The sequence below is a fragment of the Thioclava electrotropha genome (assembly GCF_002085925.2).
GTDB lineage: Bacteria > Pseudomonadota > Alphaproteobacteria > Rhodobacterales > Rhodobacteraceae > Thioclava > Thioclava electrotropha.
This window is the reverse complement of the sequence record NZ_CP053562.1, coordinates 3,255,749-3,272,960: the sequence shown is the minus strand read 5'-3', so window position 1 is coordinate 3,272,960 and position 17,212 is coordinate 3,255,749. Positions and strand designations below refer to the sequence as shown.

11 protein-coding genes are annotated in these 17,212 nt (G+C 65.2%); 1 reads left to right on the top strand and 10 read right to left on the bottom strand.

The features are described 5' to 3' along the window. Nucleotides 1–59: 59 nt before the first annotated feature. The 10 genes from AKL02_RS15455 to xdhA all read right to left on the bottom strand — a co-directional run bounded on the left by AKL02_RS15455 (nucleotide 60) and on the right by xdhA (nucleotide 13,466). Nucleotides 60–2,234 (bottom strand): OmpA family protein, encoded by a 2,175-nt coding sequence (locus tag AKL02_RS15455; RefSeq protein WP_083076057.1) that lies wholly within the window; start codon nucleotides 2,232–2,234, stop codon nucleotides 60–62. 161 nt (nucleotides 2,235–2,395) lie between these two features. Further along, nucleotides 2,396–3,682, bottom strand: a complete 1,287-nt coding sequence (locus AKL02_RS15450; protein ID WP_083076059.1) for an NAD(P)/FAD-dependent oxidoreductase — start codon at nucleotides 3,680–3,682, stop codon at nucleotides 2,396–2,398. Between the two features lie 216 nt (nucleotides 3,683–3,898). After that, on the bottom strand, nucleotides 3,899–4,984 hold the full coding sequence (locus tag AKL02_RS15445; protein WP_078604630.1) for a BMP family ABC transporter substrate-binding protein: 1,086 nt from the start codon (nucleotides 4,982–4,984) through the stop codon (nucleotides 3,899–3,901). A 55-nt stretch (nucleotides 4,985–5,039) separates the two neighbouring features. Beyond that, nucleotides 5,040–5,972: an ABC transporter permease gene (locus AKL02_RS15440; protein WP_078520378.1), complete on the bottom strand. Its 933-nt coding sequence runs from the start codon at nucleotides 5,970–5,972 to the stop codon at nucleotides 5,040–5,042. Then, nucleotides 5,969–6,304 (bottom strand): hypothetical protein, encoded by a 336-nt coding sequence (locus AKL02_RS15435; RefSeq protein WP_083076062.1) that lies wholly within the window; start codon nucleotides 6,302–6,304, stop codon nucleotides 5,969–5,971. The genes AKL02_RS15440 and AKL02_RS15435 overlap by 4 nt, the downstream gene beginning before the upstream one ends. Then, nucleotides 6,301–7,380 carry an ABC transporter permease gene (locus AKL02_RS15430; RefSeq protein WP_083076065.1) on the bottom strand — a complete coding sequence of 360 codons (1,080 nt, stop codon included), beginning with the start codon at nucleotides 7,378–7,380 and terminating at the stop codon, nucleotides 6,301–6,303. Before AKL02_RS15430 ends, AKL02_RS15435 begins: the two co-directional genes overlap by 4 nt. Continuing rightward, entirely contained in the window at nucleotides 7,377–8,891 is a 1,515-nt protein-coding gene (locus AKL02_RS15425) for an ABC transporter ATP-binding protein (RefSeq protein WP_083076068.1), read from the bottom strand. Before AKL02_RS15425 ends, AKL02_RS15430 begins: the two co-directional genes overlap by 4 nt. Further along, nucleotides 8,888–9,823 (bottom strand): xanthine dehydrogenase accessory protein XdhC, encoded by a 936-nt coding sequence (gene xdhC / locus AKL02_RS15420; RefSeq protein ID WP_083076071.1) that lies wholly within the window; start codon nucleotides 9,821–9,823, stop codon nucleotides 8,888–8,890. Before xdhC ends, AKL02_RS15425 begins: the two co-directional genes overlap by 4 nt. After that, complete coding sequence (gene xdhB / locus AKL02_RS15415; RefSeq protein WP_083076074.1) at nucleotides 9,820–12,099, bottom strand: xanthine dehydrogenase molybdopterin binding subunit; 2,280 nt, start codon at nucleotides 12,097–12,099, stop codon at nucleotides 9,820–9,822. Before xdhB ends, xdhC begins: the two co-directional genes overlap by 4 nt. After that, on the bottom strand, nucleotides 12,096–13,466 hold the full coding sequence (xdhA, locus tag AKL02_RS15410; protein WP_083076078.1) for a xanthine dehydrogenase small subunit: 1,371 nt from the start codon (nucleotides 13,464–13,466) through the stop codon (nucleotides 12,096–12,098). The genes xdhB and xdhA overlap by 4 nt, the downstream gene beginning before the upstream one ends. 245 nt (nucleotides 13,467–13,711) lie before the next feature. Here xdhA and dnaE point away from each other — a divergent pair, with 245 nt between their 5' ends. Beyond that, the gene (dnaE, locus tag AKL02_RS15405) at nucleotides 13,712–17,212 is read left to right on the top strand and encodes a DNA polymerase III subunit alpha (protein WP_083076191.1); all 3,501 of its coding nucleotides are present in this window, start codon (nucleotides 13,712–13,714) and stop codon (nucleotides 17,210–17,212) included.

Genomic DNA, 17,212 nt, shown 5'->3' with positions numbered 1-17,212 from the left:
GGGCGCGTTAAGGGCCCCCCAAGCGAGGGGCCCTTTTTTGTTTCCGCTCAGGCTCAACCTCAGTTCGAGGCGGTGCGCAGAAGATCGGTGATCCGGCGCACCACGGCACGGCGGTTGGCTTCCGAGGCGCCTTCGGTCTGCACCTTCAGGTCCTGCTCGCCATAGCCCTGCACCACGAGGTTCTCGGCGGGGACGTCGAAATACTCGCTCAGAGCCAGCGCAACCGATTCCGCGCGACGGTCCGAGAGCGCGAGGTTGTAGGCGGCACTGCCGACGGCGTCGGTATGGCCTTCCACGAGGAACAGCTCACGCGGGTTCTCGTCGATGCGCTGCTGGATCGCCTGACCCAAAGCCGAAAGGGCCTGTGCCTGATCGGGCTGGATTGCGGCGGAACCGGTCTCGAAGTTGATGTTCTCGACCGAAATCGCGGGGGCGAGATCACGCACCGGGGTGATGTTGCGCACCTGCGAGAGCGTAAAGGTACGGTCGATGCCACTCTGACGGGTCAGCGCATCACGGAGCGCTTGCTCGTTGCTGGACGAAACCGTCGCGACGGGCTTGGGCTCGGGAAGCGCCGAGACATCGACCGGATCGGCCCCCCGCGCGTCGTCGACCAGCAGGTACTGCGTGCCGTCGGGCTGGACCAGCGTCCGCTTCAGGATCTGACGCTGGGCGTCATAGACGGTGACGATCTGGCTACCATCTGGCTTGGTCACGATCGTGCGCGACGAGCCGTCCGCGTAGTCCTGCGTGCGAATCTTCGAGCCGGGCTGACGCAGCAGCGCGTTGTCGTCCTTCACCAGCTGGTAAGAGCCGTCGGGCTGTTGCACCACAACGCGGTCGCCCGAGTTCACGGCCACTTTCGAACCGTTGTTCAGAATCGCCCCCACGGCGAGCGCACCGAGACCCGAGAGGGCTGCGGTTTCCAGCGTGCTCAGACGGTCTTTCTTTTTCTTCTTCGACGAGTCGGTCTGCGCGGTTGCCTGCGCCTGAGCGTCGGGCTTGGCGTCGACCGAGGTCGCGAAGTCTTCGGATGCGCTGCGCGCGGTGTCCTCGGTCACCGTCTCTTCGGTAGCATTGGCGGTGTCGGTGCTGTCGGTCGGCGCGTTGAGCGCCTCGTTCTGCACGGCTTCCCCTTCGATCGCGGCTTTCGTATCGGTCAGCGCGTTCTCCAGCAGCTTCGTCGCCTTGGTGGCCGCGGTGTCCTGCGTGTCCGCCTGCTGATCGGTTTCGGCATTCGCGGTCGTGTCCGCGCTGGCCGAGCCGTCTGCCGTCGCGTCGGCATTGGCAGCCTCTTCCGGCTGGATCACCTTCGGTTCGACTTCAGCGCCGGACCCGCCATTGCCTTCCTGCACGACCTGCGTGTCGGAGGTGGTGTCCGTCGAGGTCTCGCCTGCAGGTTTCGCCTCGGGCTCTGCCGTCGCGGTGCTGTCCGCCTGGGCCTCCGAGTTCTGCATCGCGTTTTCGGTGGTGTCGGTCACCGGGGCAGGGGCGTCCTGCGAGGTGGTGTCGGGGCTGAGCGTGTTCGTCGCCTCGGCATCCGTCTGGCCGTCGGCCGCGGTGGTGGCATCGGTCGAGCCATCAGCGGTCGCGGTGGTCGAGCCATCGGTTTCAGCCGTAGCGGAGCCATCGGTTTCTGCGGTGGTCTCTGCGGTGGTATCCGCCGAGGTCGAGCCATCGGTGTTTGCGGTGGCCGAACCGTCGGTCTCTGCCGGTGCCGCAGCATCGGGCTGCGCGTCGGTCGCTGCCGCGTCGGTCTCGGCAGAGGCATCGGCATTCGCATCGGTATCCGTCGTCGCTGCGGCCGCCGCGTCGGCGTTGGTATCGGTACCCGTGGTCTCGGATTGAGTGGTCACATCCGCGCCGCCTTCGACTGCGGCTTTCGCGCTGGCGTCGGGGGTGTCACCGCTCGCAGCCGGGTCCTGGTCGGCGGGCGGGGCTGCGCCTTCGATCGCGGCTTTTGCGGCCTGATCGGCTTCGCCGTCGCTCATCGGCGCGTCGGCATTCGCCGGATCGGTGCCTGCCGCAGCTTCGGCGGAGCCATCGGCATTTGCCGCGTCGGCCTCGCAATCGGCTTTCGCCTTCTCCATCGGGGTGCCATCGGCGACCGCCTTCGCGATGCATTCAGCGGCGGCGGTATTGCTATCCTGGGCAAGCGCACTGAACGGCAGGATCGCCGGGCTCAGCGCGGCAAGGCCGGCAACGAGCGCAGTGGTCGTCTTCAACGTCTTCATGTCGTCTCCCTTTCATGCGGCATCTGGCCGCGTATCGGGGGTCCAAACGTTTCACAGACCTGTGTGTTCCGGCGCTCTGTTGATCGTCGGCAGGAATCAGCACGGGGCGGACCTGCTGGCCCGCCCCGTGATTTGGGAAGAAAAAACTGTGCCGGTTGGGCTCAGTGGGTCTTCTTGACCGCTTTCAGCTTGTCGATGCCTAGCATCTTCATCGCGGTCTTCTCGTAGAACGGCTCCGAGGTGCCCTTTCGCAGTTTACGCATGAAATACTTCTCGAAACCGATCTTGGCGAGGTGGACCCATTTGCCCTGGCTCGACCAGTTGACGTTGCGCGGCGGAAGCTGCGGCTGGGCCACGAAGGCGATGCCGCTGTCGCCGAAATCGGCCAGACAGATCGCGTTCCAGGTGCCGGTCTCGTCGGGCTCCTGACCGCGCACGATATTGCCAAGGTTATGCGCGGTGGCGGTGACCATCGACTCGATCATGAAGCCGGTCTTCGGCACGCCGCAGGGCACCGGGGTCGGGCCCATGGGCGGGATCGCGATGCCGACGCCGATCCCGAACACGTTCGGGTATTTCGGGTTGCGCTGGTGCTTGTCGACGATGACGAAACCGCGCGGGTTCACGAGACCTTCGAGCCCCATCACCGCCGGGATGCCACGGAAGGGCGGCAGCATCATTGAGTATTTGAACGGCATCTCATGGGTCGCCTTGACGGAGCCGTCATCGGCGATCTCTTCGACATGCATCACGCCGTCTTCGACCTTCTTCACGCGCGACGAGGTCATCCACTTCATGTGCTTCTCGCGCATCGCGCCTTCGAGAAGACCCTTGGTGTCGCCGACGCCGTCGAGACCGAGATGGCCGACGTAAGGTTCAGAGGTCACGAAGGTGATCGGAACCTGATCGCGGATCTTCGCCCGGCGCAGCGCGGTGTCGAGGATGAAGGCGAATTCATAAGCCGGGCCGAAGCACGACGCGCCTTGCACCGCGCCCACGATGATCGGGCCGGGATCTTCGCAGAAGCGCTTGAAGGCGGTGCCGGCATCCTCGGCGTGATCGACATGGCAGACCGAGTGGGTGAAGCCGTCGGGACCGAGCCCTTCGATCTCGTCGAAGGCCAGTTCCGGGCCGGTGGCGAGCACGATGTAATCGTAGGAGACCTCTTGGCCATCCTCCAGCTCGACCTTGTTGTCATCGGGGTGCAGGCGCTTTGCCGCGACCGGGATGAACTTGATGTTCTTCTTCTTCATCGTCGGTTCGAGATCGACGGTGATGTCCTTGCGGTCGCGCCAGCCGACGGCGACCCAAGGGTTGGAGGGCACGAAGTGGTACTTCGGGTCCTTGGTAATGACGGTGATTTCGTCTTCCTTACGGACCTGATCGCGCAATTCATAAGCCATGATTGCGCCGCCAAGACCTGCGCCGAGCACCACGATATGTGCCATTTCGTTCCTCCCCGTTACCCGGTCATCAACTTGTCATGTCTCATTCGATAGATGCAATTGTTTGAATGTGTCAAGAAGACCCGCCTTCCAAATCCTGCGACGAATCAGCCTGTGGAACAAGTCTAACGCTAACGTGAAGCGAAAAGACCTTTGCGAAACAACGAAAAAGGGCCGGCGCGCGGCCGACCCTTTCCCATTCGTATCAGTATGGCTGACTTATTTCGGCGGTTCTGCCGTGATCCCCTCGACGTAGAAGGTCATCGAGTGAAGCTGATCGTCGGTCGCCATTTCGCCATCGGCGAGGAAGGCCGTGCCGTCCTGCTTGTTGAGCGGGCCGGTGAAGGGATGGACCTTGCCCGAGCCGATATCGTCCTTGAGCTGCAGCGCCTCTTTCTTGACGTCGTCCGGCACGGCCGAGGAAATCTCGCCGATCTCCACCATACCGCTGTCGATGCCGCCCCAGGTGGCTTCCGACTTCCACGAGCCGTCCATGACCGCACCGACGCGCTCGATGTAATAGGGCGCCCAGTTGTCGATGGTCGACGCAACGCGCGGCATCGGCGCGAAGCTCGACATATCCGAGGCCTGACCGAAGGTGATGACGTTGCCCGCTTCCTGAGCTTTCGCTTGCGGCGCGGTCGAGTCGGTGTGCTGCAGAAGCACGTCCACACCATCGGCGATCAGGGCTGCAGCCGCGTCGGCCTCTTTCGCCGGATCGAACCAGGTGTAGGCCCAGACCACTTTCATCTCGATATCCGGGTTCACCTTCTTCGCGGCCAGATAGGCGGCGTTGATGCCCTGATAGACCTCGGGGATCGGGAAAGAGCCGATATAGCCGATCTTGTTCGTCTTGGTCATGCGACCGCCGATCGTGCCCTGAATGGCGCGACCCTGGTAGAACTTGGCGTCGTAGGTGGCGACGTTGTCGGCGAGCTTGTAGCCGGTGGCGTGCTCGAATTTCACGTCGGGGAATTTCTTGGCGACGTTCATCACCGCGTCCATGTAGCCGAAGGAGGTCGCGAAGATCAGCTTGTTGCCGTCCAGCGCCAGCTGGGTCAGCGCGCGCTCGGCATCGGGGCCTTCCGGCACGTTCTCGATGAACGAGGTCTTCACCTTGTCGCCGTATTTCTCTTCGATCGCCTGACGACCTTGGTCGTGCTGGTAGGACCAGCCCATGTCGCCGACGGGGCCGACATAGATGAAGCCGATTTTCAGCGGTTCGTCAGCGGCGAAAGCCGGGACGCCGACGCCCGCGACGACGGCCGTGGCGGCGGTGGTTTTCAAAAAGGATCTGCGGTTCATCGCGTTACTCCAAGTTGGGTGGCGGACCTCTTGATGGGGCCCTTTGAGATATGCCTCAGCTCGAGGCGTGGAAAGATTTGCCGAGGCTGGCAGGGGCGGCCTGCACGCCGTGGCGGTGAATGGCGGACAGGATGACCAGCACCACGATGGTGATGACGTAAGGGGCCATCGAGAGGATATGCACCGGGATCGCGTAGCCTGCGGCCTGCAATTGCAGCTGCAGCGCGGTGATGCCGCCGAAGAGATAAGCGCCCAGCAGCACGCGCCACGGGCGCCAGCTTGCGAAGACCACGATGGCCAGAGCGATCCAGCCTGCGCCTGCGGTCATGCCTTCGGTCCATTGCGGCACGCGCACGAGGCTGAGATAGGCGCCGCCCAGACCGGCCAGCGCCCCGCCGAAGGCCAGCGCTGCAAAGCGCACGGCGACGACGCGGTATCCCAGCGCGTGGGCGGCGTCATGGCTCTCGCCCACCGCGCGCAGGATCAGCCCGGCGCGGGTGGAGCGCAGCACGTACCAGACCACCGCGACGAGGATCAGCGAAAGATAGACGATCCAGTCATGCGAGAACAGGATGCGGCCCAGCACCGGAATATCCGAGAGCGGCCCGAAATCGATCTTGGCGGTCGGCGGCGGGCGCACGCCTTCGTAGCCCTTGCCGATCAGCGCGCTCAGGCCCAGCCCGAACAGCGTCAGCGCAAGGCCCGTCGCGACCTGGTTCGACAGCAGCTTCTGCGTCAGGAAGGCAAAAAGCGTCGCCAACAAAGCACCGGCGATCGCACCCATCAGGAAGCCCAGAACCGGGCTGCCGGTGGCGACGGCGGCGGCGAAGCCTGCAACCGCGCCCATGATCATCATGCCCTCAACGCCAAGGTTGAGCACGCCCGATTTCTCGGCGACCAGTTCGCCGGTCGCGGCCAGCAGGACCGGGGTCGATGCGCCCATCAGCGTCGCCGTCAGGGTGATGATATCGATGCCGCCCACGATCATAGTGCGCCTCCATGTCCCCAGAACAGAACCGGCCCCCAGGCCAGATAGCCGCCGACGAGGCCGACGATGAGCCCGGCCACAGAGGCGTACCGCTCGCGTCCATGCAGGGTGGGGCGGCGGGGCTCTTCGCTGTCGGGGCGCGCGCCGATGCGGTAGATCACCGCCCGCGAGGCTCCCAGCGCCAGCTCGAACACCACCATCATCACCACGCCGATCACGACGAAGGCCCAGAACGCCTGCGCCACGGCGAGCAGGTAGTACAGGCCAAGCCCCATGACGGTGCCGCCAATAAAGACGATCATCAGGCGCAGCGAGGGGAGTTTCTGCGTCATGCCGCGACCCTCCCGAAGCGGATGCGGAAGTTGGTCAGCACGTCGAAGGCCAGCAGGAAGAACAGCAGCATCCCCTGGAAGACCTGGATCGCCGCCGAGGGCAGGCCGAGCATCAGCTGCGCCATGTCGCCGCCGATATAGGTCAGCGCCATCAGGAGCCCCGCCAGCAGGATGCCGATCGGATGCAGGCGGCCAAGGAAGGCCACGATGATCGCGGTGAAGCCGTAGCCCACGTTGAAACTGTCGGTGATCTGACCCGAGGGGCCGGAGACCTCGAACATGCCCGCAAGCCCTGCGAACGCGCCGCCCATCCCAAGCCCGAGCATCACCAGCCGCGCCGGGATCACGCCTGCGAAGCGTGCAGCCCGCGGCGCCTCGCCCGCGACGCGGATGCGGAAACCGGTGATATGGCGGTGCATCAGCCCATAGGTGAAGATCACCGCGATCAGCGCCGCGACGACGCCCCAATGCATGCCCGTGCCTTCGATCAGCTCGTGATTGAAGGCCGAGGGGTAGTCTTGCAGGTTGCGCGAGCCGGGAAAGCCGAAGCCCTCAGGGTTCTTGAGCGGGCCGAAGGCCATATAGGCCAGCAGGTTCTCGGCCACATAGACCAGCATCAACGAGACGAGGATTTCCGAGGTGCCGAACAAAACTTTCAGCACCGCCGGGATCATCGCCCAAAGGAAGCCGCCAAGCGCGCCCAGTAAGATCATCGCCGGGAACAGCCAGTGGCTTTCCGCCGGGTACATCTTCAGCGCCAGCCATGCCGAGAACAGCGCGCCCATGATGTATTGCCCTTCGGCGCCGATATTCCAGATGCCCGCGCGAAAGCCCACGGCGAGCCCGCAGGCGATCAGGATAAGCGGTCCGGCCTTCACCAAAAGCTGGCCGCGGAAATAGCTGGCGTTGCCCCCGAAGAGCGGGTCCCAGAAGATCACGCGGATCGCCTCGACCGGGTGCTTGCCCAGTATCGCGAACAGGATGCCGCCCGCGATCATGGTGGCGATCACGGCGAGGAGCGGAGTCGCGTAGGACCAGAATTGCGACGGGGTGGGGCGCCGGACGAGGGTGATCATACCGCGGCCTCCTGCATCCCGTGCGCACCGCCCAGCATCATGCCGATCTCTTCGATCGTCAGCCCTTGGGTCGGGCGCGAGGCGCTCAGGCGGCCTTCGTTCAGCGCCGAGAAGCGGTCGGAGATTTCCATAAGCTCATCGAGGTCCTGGCTGATCGCGATCACCGCAGCGCCTTTCGCCGCGAGGTCTAGCAGCGCCTGCCGGATCGACGCGGCAGCGGCGGCATCCACGCCCCATGTCGGCTGATTCACCACCAGCACGGCGGGGTTTTGCAGCACCTCGCGACCGATCACGTATTTCTGCAGGTTCCCGCCCGAAAGCGCGCGGGCCGCAACATGCGAACCCGGCGTGCGCACGTCGAAGGCCTGACTGATCTCGTCGGCGAAGGTCTTCGCAGCCCCCTGATCGACAAATCCGTTGCGCGTTAGCGGCTTGCGCATCGTCCCGGTGAGGATCGCGTTCTCGGTCAAGCTCATCGCGGGGACGGCGGCATGGCCCAGCCGTTCCTCGGGCGCAGCCAGCAGCCCCTTCGCGCGGCGGCCGTTCGGCCCGAGCCCGGAGATATCCTCGCCCATCAGGCTGACCGTGCCGGGGGCGGAGGGGCGCTCGCCCGACAGGGTGGCCAGCAATTCTTCCTGACCGTTGCCCGCGACGCCGCCGATGCCCAGCACCTCGCCCGCGCGCAGCTCCAGGTTTAGATCCTTCAGCGAGGGGCCGAACTGCGACAGCGGTGCGAGCGACAGGCCCGAGACTTTCAGCACGACATCGCCCAGCTTGCGCTCGGCCCGATCGGTGACTTTCAGCTCCGCGCCGACCATCAGCTCGGCCAGCTCGCGCGCGGTCTTCTCGCGCGGGTTGCAGCTCGCCACCACCTTGCCCGCGCGCAGGATCGTCGCGCCTTCGCAAAGCGTGCGGATCTCTTCGAGCTTGTGGCTGATATAGAGGATCGCAGTGCCCTCAGCCGACAGCTTGCGCAGGGTGTGAAACAGAATCTCCACCTCCTGCGGCGTCAGCACCGAGGTCGGCTCGTCCATGATCAGAAGCTTGGGGTCCTGCAGCAAGCAGCGCACGATCTCGACGCGCTGACGCTCGCCCGCGGAGAGGTCGCCCACCAGTCGCGCGGGGTCCAGCGGCAGGCCATAAGCGGTGGAAATCTCGCGGATACGCTTGGCAAGCTGGCGCATCGGCGGCGGGTTTTCCATGCCGAGCGCCACGTTCTCGGCAACGTTAAGTGCCTCGAAAAGCGAGAAATGCTGGAACACCATCGCGACGCCAGCGGCGCGCGCGGCGCGCGGATCGGCGGGCGCGAAGGACTGGCCCGCAAAGTGCATCGTGCCGGAATCGGGCTTCACCAGCCCGTAGATCATCTTCACCAGCGTCGATTTGCCGGCGCCGTTTTCGCCCAGCAGGGCGTGGACCTCGCCCGGACGCACCGAGAAGCCGACGCCGTCATTGGCCACGACACCAGGATAGGCTTTCGTCAGCCCGTCGATCTTGAGCAGCTCCGTCACCCGGCGCGTTTCCCTTTCCCCGTCGCCGCTTGCGCGGCGTTCAGCTCTTTCACTAGCCCGGTCGCTACCCCAAGGGCAATGGCTTGAGGATGCTTCCCCAAGGTCGGATCGCCTATCGGGCAGGCAATGCGCGAAATTTGTGCATCCGAATGCCCGAGCGCGGCGAGGCGCTTGCGGAAGCGGACCCATTTGCTGTCCGACCCGATCAGGCCGAGCCCGCCGAAGCCATGGGCGAGCAGCCGGTGACAAAGCTCCAGATCGAGAGAATGTGAATAGGTCAGCACGAAGTGGCGGGCATCGGTGCGCGCGAGGGAGATCAGATCGGCCGGGTTCTCGGCGATCAGTGGCGTGACGCCTTCGGGGATCATGTCGGGAAACCGCTCCGCCCCGCTATCGGTCCAGGACAGGGCAAGGCCGGGCAGGGGGGACAGCGCCCCGATCAGCGCGCGCCCGACATGGCCTGCGCCCCAGACCCAGACGGGCGTAGCGGGCGGCGCGACCCGCTCGATCAGCCAGTTCTCGACCAGCAGCGGCGGCGTCTCGCCGCGATCGCGGGCGCGGGCCAGCGCGCGCGTGACGGCGAGCGGCTCGGGCGTGCCCGGCGTCAGTGGACGGGCGTGCCAGTCGCCCGTGATCTGCGAAACGGTGGTCCGGTCCATTCGCTCATATCCCAACACCACGGCCCCGCCGCAGCATTGGTTCATCGCGGGGCCCAGCGGGATTTTCTCGATCCCCGTCAGCCCGCCCCGCGCTTTCGCGATGGCGGAGAATTCCAGCGCGCCACCGCCGATCGTGCCCTCGACATGATCCGCCCAGACCAGCATCTCCGCCCCGTCTTCGCGCGGGGTGGAGCCTTGGGCGCGCGCGACCACGACACGAGTGAAGGGGCCGCGGTCTGCCGCGCGGGCGAGGGCTGCGGGATCGAGGCTCATGCGTCCCCCCTTGCCCGATGGACGGCAGCCAGAACCGCTTCGGGCGTGGCCGGCGCCTGCAGATCGGGCCAGTTCGGGCCGCAGGATTTGCAGGCATCCTGCAGCGCGAGGAAAGCCGAGATCGCCAGCATGAAAGGCGGCTCGCCCACCGCCTTGGAGCGATAGATCGTGTCCTCGCGGTTCGGCTCGTCCCAGAGCGCGACGTTGAAGATGCGCGGGCGATCCGAGCAGGCGGGGATCTTGTAGGTCGAAGGCGCATGGGTGCGCAGTCGGCCCTTGTCGTCCCAGACCAGTTCCTCGGTCGTCAGCCAGCCCGCGCCCTGAACGTAGCCGCCCTCGATTTGGCCGATGTCGATGGCCGGGTTCAGCGAGGCGCCTGCATCATGCAGGATGTCGGTGCGCAGGATGCGGTTTTCGCCGGTCAGCGTGTCGATCACCACCTCGGTTACTGCCGCGCCATAGGCGAAGTAGAAGAACGGGCGGCCCTGACCCTTGATCCGGTCCCAGCTGATTTTCGGCGTGGCGTAGAAGCCCGTCGACGACAGCGATACCCGCGCCTCGTAAGCGAGCTTCACCAGCTTCGCGAAGGGCATGGCGTGATCGCCCACGCGCACCTCGCCATCGGCAAACGTCACGTCTTCCACCGCGGCGCCCGCGCTTTCGGCCATGAAGCCCGCCAGCCGCGCCTTGATCGTCTCACAGGCGGCCTTCACCGCCATGCCGTTCAGATCGGCCCCCGAGGAGGCCGCCGTGGCGGAGGTGTTGGGAACTTTGTCGGTGGCCGTCGCGGTGATGCGCACATCCTCATCCGTGACGCCGAAGACCGAGGCCGCGACCTGACAGACCTTGCGATGCAGGCCCTGACCCATCTCCGTCCCGCCGTGGTTCAGCTGGATCGAGCCGTCGGCATAGACATGCACCAGCGCACCCGCCTGGTTCAGCTGGGTCAGCGTGAAGGAGATGCCGAACTTCACCGGCGTCAGCGAGATGCCGCGCTTCAGGGTCGTATTGGTGGCGTTCCACTCGGCCACGCGGGCCTTGCGGGCCGCGAACTCGGCGGATTTCTCCAACCGCTCGGTGATCTCGGGCAGGATGAAATCCTCGACCGGCTGGCCGTAATGCGTGCTCTGCCCGCCCTCGGGGTCGTAGTAGTTGCGCTTGCGCAGATCGAGCGGATCGATCCCCATCACATGGGCGAGGTGATCGAGCGCCGCTTCCGTGCCGATCATGCCCTGCGGTCCGCCGAAGCCCCGGAAGGCCGTCGCGCTTTGGGTGTTGGTGCGCAGCCGGTGGCTCTCGATCTTCACATTCGGCAGGTAATAAGAGCTGTCACTGTGCAGCATCGCGCGGTCGCAGACTGGCAGGCTCAGGTCGGGCGACCAGCCGCAGCGGGCGAGATGGGTGAACTCGGCCGCGACGATCTTGCCCTCGGCATCCGCGCCGAGCCGGTATTTGATCCGGAAATCATGGCGCTTGCCGGTGATGACCATGTCGTCATCGCGGTCATAGCGCATCTTGCAGGGCCGCCCGGTGGTGCGCGCGACCACGGCGCAGGCGATGGCGAGCGCATTGCCCTGGCTCTCCTTGCCGCCGAAGCCGCCGCCCATCCGGCGCATCTCCACCCGGACGTCATGCATCGCGCAGCCAAGCGCGTCGGCCACCTTGTGTTGGACCTCGGACGGGTGCTGCGAGGAGCAGCGGATCACCATGCCCTGATCGTCGGGCAGCGCGAGGGCGGCCTGACCTTCGAGGTAGAAATGCTCCTGCCCGCCCATGTCGAAACTGCCTTCGACGATATGCTCGGCCTGCGCGAAGCCCGCGCCGGTATCGCCGCGCGCCCAAGTGACCGGGCCGCCTTCGAAATGGCTGTTCGCGTCGAGCGCCTGATCGACCGTCAGGATCGCCGGGCGGGGCGTGTAATCCACCTTCGCCAGCCGTGCGGCCTTGCGCGCCGCATGATGGCTGGTCGCTGCGACCACGAAGATCGGCTGGCCGACGAAATGCACGACGCCTTCGGCCAGAACCGGTTCGGGCTCGGGCGCGGGCGAGGCATTGTTGGCAAACGGCATGTCCTCGGCGGTCAGAACGGCGACCACCCCCGGGGCGCTCCGCACCGCGCTCAGATCGAGCGAGGCGATCTCGGCATGGGCCTCGGTCGAGAGGCCGAAGGCAAGGTGCAAGGTGTTGCCGGGGCAGGGGATGTCATCGACGTAGCGTGCCGCGCCGGTGACATGCAACTGCGCGGAATCGTGGGGTTTCTTGGTGCCGACGCTCATGGTTTCACCTCCAGAATGGAGAGGGCGCCTTGGGCATTGCGGACGTATCGGATCAGCATCGCCTTGGCGGCCTCCATCCGGTAGGCGTCCGAGGCGCGCATGTCGGTGAGCGGCGTGAAGTCCTGCTCCAGCGCGGGCAGGGCGGCCGTGATCGCCTCTTCGGTGAAGGGCTGACCTTTCAGCGCGGCCTCCAATGCCGCGGCGCGTTTCGGGATTCCCGCCATGCCGCCGAAGGCGATACGCGGCGCGCCGATCTTGTCGCCATCGCGCGGGATATTCAGCGCGCCGCAGACGGCGGAAATGTCCTGATCGAACCGCTTCGAGAGTTTGTAGCAAGCCAGATCGGGCGCGGATTTCGGGAAGCTGACGCTTTCGACGAATTCGCCGGGCGCGCGGTCCTGCTTGCCATAGTCGAGGAAGAAGCTCTCCAGCGGGATCGTGCGGCGCGCATCTCCCTTGCGCAGCGTCAACTCCGCGCCCATCGCGATCAGGACGGGCGGGCTGTCACCGATGGGCGAGCCGTTGGCGATGTTGCCGCCGATGGTCGCCGCTTGTCTAACCTGTTCGGAGGCGAAGCGGCGCAGCAATTCGCCAAAGCTGGGGAGTGTGTCGCGGATCGCCGTGCGCAACGCGGCCAAGGTGACGCCCGCGCCGACGATGTAGCGGTCGTCGGTTTCCTCGATGGTCTGCAAGTCTTTGCAGTTGTTGAGGAAAGCGACCTCTTTCAATTCGCGCAGCTGCTTCGTGACCCAGAGCCCCACATCGGTCGCGCCCGCGATCAGCGTGGCGTCGGGATGGGCGAGATACCAGTCTGCCAGCGCATCGGCGCTATCCGGCAGAAGGACGTGATCGGCCTTTGGCGCGACATCTGTCAGATCGGGCAGCGTGTCGTGCATCCATGCGGGCACGGCTTCGTCCTGCGCCGCCTCGGCGGCGCGGATGATCGGCGCGTAGCCGGTGCAGCGGCACAGGTTTCCGGCAAGCAGATCGTCGTGATCGTGGCGCCCGTTCAGATGCCCCGCCGCCATCGACGCGATGAAACCGGGCGTGCAGAAGCCGCATTGCGAGCCGTGATGATCGACCATCGCCTGCTGAACGGGGTGCAATTCCCCCTTCGGCCCGGCGACGCCCTCGACGGTGCGCAGCGCGCGGCCGTGCAGATGGGGCATCATCATCAGGCAGGCATTGAGCGGTTTGGCGCCCTCCGCATCGGTCACGATGACCGAGCAGGCCCCGCAATCGCCCTCGTTGCAGCCCTCCTTGGTGCCGGTCAGCCCCTCGGCGCGCAGCCAGTCGAGCACAGATTGCGTCGGATCGGTAAGTGCCACCGTCCGGGTTTCTCCATTGAGAAGAAACGTGATCTCCATACGAAAAATCCGCCGCCTTACCAGTCGTCCCTGCGGTCCCCCTCGATGCGGCGTAGAACGGGACCGGCCCAGCAAAGCCGATGCAGACAGGCTTTGGCAAGGGATTCGCGGCGGTGCGTTGCCCGAAACTTGATCCGGTGATCAAGAATTGGGCGCCAAGCTGCGCCGAGTGGTCGAGCGCGAAGCGTCGGGCGGACGCGGCGAGAGGCTGGCGCGGGGCGCTGCGACCCGCTAAATCTGGTGGCATGACCAGCCCCCGATTCATTCATCTGCGCGTCCATACCGAGTATTCCCTGCTCGAAGGCGCTGTGCCCGCCAAGAAACTCGTGAAGATGTGCGAGTCGGCGAAGATGCCCGCCGTCGCCGTGACCGACACGAACAACATGTTTGCGGCGCTCGAGTTTTCCGTGACCGCGACGGGGGCGGGGCTGCAGCCGATCGTCGGCTGTCAGGTCTCTCTGGAATTCGATCCGGCCAAGCCGGGCGAGCGTCCACGCCTGCCCGCACCGATCGTGCTGCTGGCCCAGACCGAGCGCGGCTACGAGAACCTGATGAAGCTGAACTCGTGCCTCTATCTCGACAAGCACGGGGCGCTGATTCAGGTCACGTTGGAAGAGCTCGAGCGGTATTCCGAGGGGCTGATCTGTCTTTCGGGCGGCCCCGACGGCCCGGTCGGGCGGCTGATCCGGAACGGGGCGAAGGACCGCGCCAAGGCGCTGCTGCAACAGCTGGCCGGGATCTACCCGAACCGCCTCTATGTCGAATTGCAGCGTCACCCGGGCGAGGGCGGCACGCTGACCGAGGCGGAGATCGCGACCGAGCGGCCCTTCGTCGAATGGGCCTATGAGCTGGGTCTGCCGCTGGTCGCCACGAACGACGTCTATTTCCCGAAGCCCGCGATCTACGAGGCCCATGACGCGATGATCTGTATCGCGGAAGGCGCCTATGTCGATCAGATCGAGCCGCGCCGGCGTTTGACCCCACAGCACTATTTCAAATCCGAAGGCGAGATGGTCGCGCTCTTCGCCGATCTGCCCGAAGCTGTGGAGAACACCGTCGAGATCGCGAAACGCTGCGCTTTCTCGACCTACAAGCGCGCGCCGATCCTGCCGAAATTCGCAGATGACGAGGTGGAGGAACTGCGGCGTCAGGCATGGGACGGGTTGCGCAACCGTCTTGACGTGATCCCGCATGCAGCCCCGGTCGAAGATTACGAGAAACGTCTGCAATTCGAGCTCGATATCATCGAACAGATGGGCTTCCCGGGCTACTTCCTGATCGTTGCCGACTTCATCAAATGGGCCAAGGATCACGACATTCCGGTCGGGCCGGGGCGGGGCTCGGGTGCGGGTTCGCTCGTGGCTTACGCGTTGACCATTACCGACCTTGATCCGCTGCGCTATTCGCTGCTGTTCGAACGCTTCCTCAACCCCGAACGTGTCTCGATGCCGGACTTCGACATCGACTTCTGCATGGATCGCCGCGAGGAGGTGATCCAATACGTTCAGAATAAATACGGGCGCGAGAAGGTGGGCCAGATCATCACCTTCGGTGCGCTTCTGTCCAAGGCCGCCGTGCGCGACGTGGGCCGGGTCTTGCAGATGTCCTACGGGCAGGTCGACAAGCTGTCGAAGCTGATCCCGGTCGAGGGCGTGAAGCCCGTCAGCATCGAGAAGGCGCTGGCCGACGAGCCGCGTCTGCGCGAAGCGGCCCGCAACGAAGAGGTCGTGGCGCGGCTTCTCGATTATGCGAAAGCCATCGAAGGTCTGCTGCGCAACGCTTCGACCCACGCGGCGGGCGTCGTGATCGGCGACCGTCCGATCGACGAGCTGGTGCCGCTCTATCAGGATCCGCGTTCGGACATGCCCGCGACCCAGTTCAACATGAAATGGGTCGAGCAGGCGGGTCTGGTGAAGTTCGACTTCCTCGGCCTGAAGACGCTGACGGTGATCCGCTCTGCGATGGAGCTGATCTTCAAATCGGGCCGCCCGCTGCATGTCGATGCCGCCGGCAACCAGCTCTACGAGCCTGCCGAGGGCGCGGAGAACCATATCAACGCGATCCCGCTGGATGACGAGAAGACCTACAAGCTTTACGCCGATGCGAAGACCGTCGCGGTGTTCCAGGTGGAATCGGAAGGCATGAAATCGGCCCTGCGCCAGATGAAGCCCACCTGTATCGAGGACATCGTCGCGCTCGTGGCGCTGTATCGTCCCGGCCCGATGGAGAACATCCCGACCTACTGCGAGGTGAAGAACGGGCTCAAGAAGATCACCTCGGTCCACCCGACCATCGACCATATCCTCGAAGAGACCCAAGGCATCATCGTCTATCAGGAGCAGGTGATGCAGATCGCGCAGGTCATGGGGGGCTACTCGCTTGGCGGCGCAGACCTTCTTCGCCGCGCGATGGGTAAGAAGATCAAGGAGGCGATGGACGCCGAGCGCCCGAAATTCGAGGCGGGCGCGGCCAAGAACGGGGTCGACAAGAAGAAGGCCTCGGAGGTGTTCGACCTTCTGGAGAAATTCGCGAACTACGGCTTCAACAAATCCCACGCGGCGGCCTACGCGGTGGTGTCCTATTACACCGGCTGGCTGAAGGCGAACCACGCGGTCGAGTTCATGGGCGGCGTGATGAATTGCGATATTCATCTGACCGACAAGCTCGCGATCTATGCCGACGAGGTGCAGAAGAAGCTCGGGATCGAGATCATCCCGCCTTGCGTGAACCGCTCGCTTTCGACCTTCGACGTGGTCGATCAGAAGCTGGTCTATGCGCTGGGCGCGCTGAAGAACGTCGGCGTGGACGCGATGCAGATGATCGTGACCGCGCGCGGCGACGAGCCCTTCAAGGACCTGTTCGATTTCGCGCGGCGCGTGGACATGAAGCGGGTGGGCAAGCGCCCGCTGGAGATGCTGGCGCGGGCAGGGGCCTTCGATCTGCTCGATCCGAACCGCAAACGCGTCTTCGAGTCGCTGGAATCGCTGATGGCGTGGTCGGGCGCGGTGATCGAGGCGCGCGAGTCGGCGCAGGTGTCGCTGTTCGGCGAGGCGGGCGACGATCTGCCGCCGCCGCGTCTGGCCGATACCGACGACTGGCTGCCGGGCGAACGTCTGGCCGAAGAACACAAGGCCATCGGCTTCTACCTCTCGGGTCACCCGATCGAGGATTACCTGCCCGCGCTCAAGCGCAAGAAGGTGCTGAGCTGGGAAGAGGTGCAGCAAAAGGCCGTGGGCGGTCCTTTCGTGACCAAGATCGCGGGCGAGGTCGCCTCGGTGCGCGAGAAGAAATCCGCCAAGGGCAACCGCTTCGCCTTCGTGGCACTCTCGGATGCGTCGGGGCCTTATGAGGTCGCCTTCTGGTCCGAGGCGCTGGAAGCCTGCCGCGACGTGCTCGAGACTGGCAACCTTCTGGTGCTGACCGTGAAGGTCGAGGTCGACGGCGAGTCGGTGCGTATGGTCGCCACTTCGGCCCAGACCGTGGAGAAGGCGACGGCGGATGCGGGGTCATCCGGGCTTCTGGTGCATATCGACAACAATGACGCGGTCGCCTCGGTCGCGAGCCTCGTCGAGCGGGTCGCCCGCGAAGGGAAGGTCCATTCGCGCGGCCCGATCAGCTTCATGGTCTATGACAATGAGCGGGGCTGCCGCTACCAGATCACCGCGATGCCCGAGGCGCCGGTCAACGCGCAGGTGAAAGGCGCGCTGCGCTCCTTGCGCGGGGTGAGCGAGGTCGAGGAGGTCTGA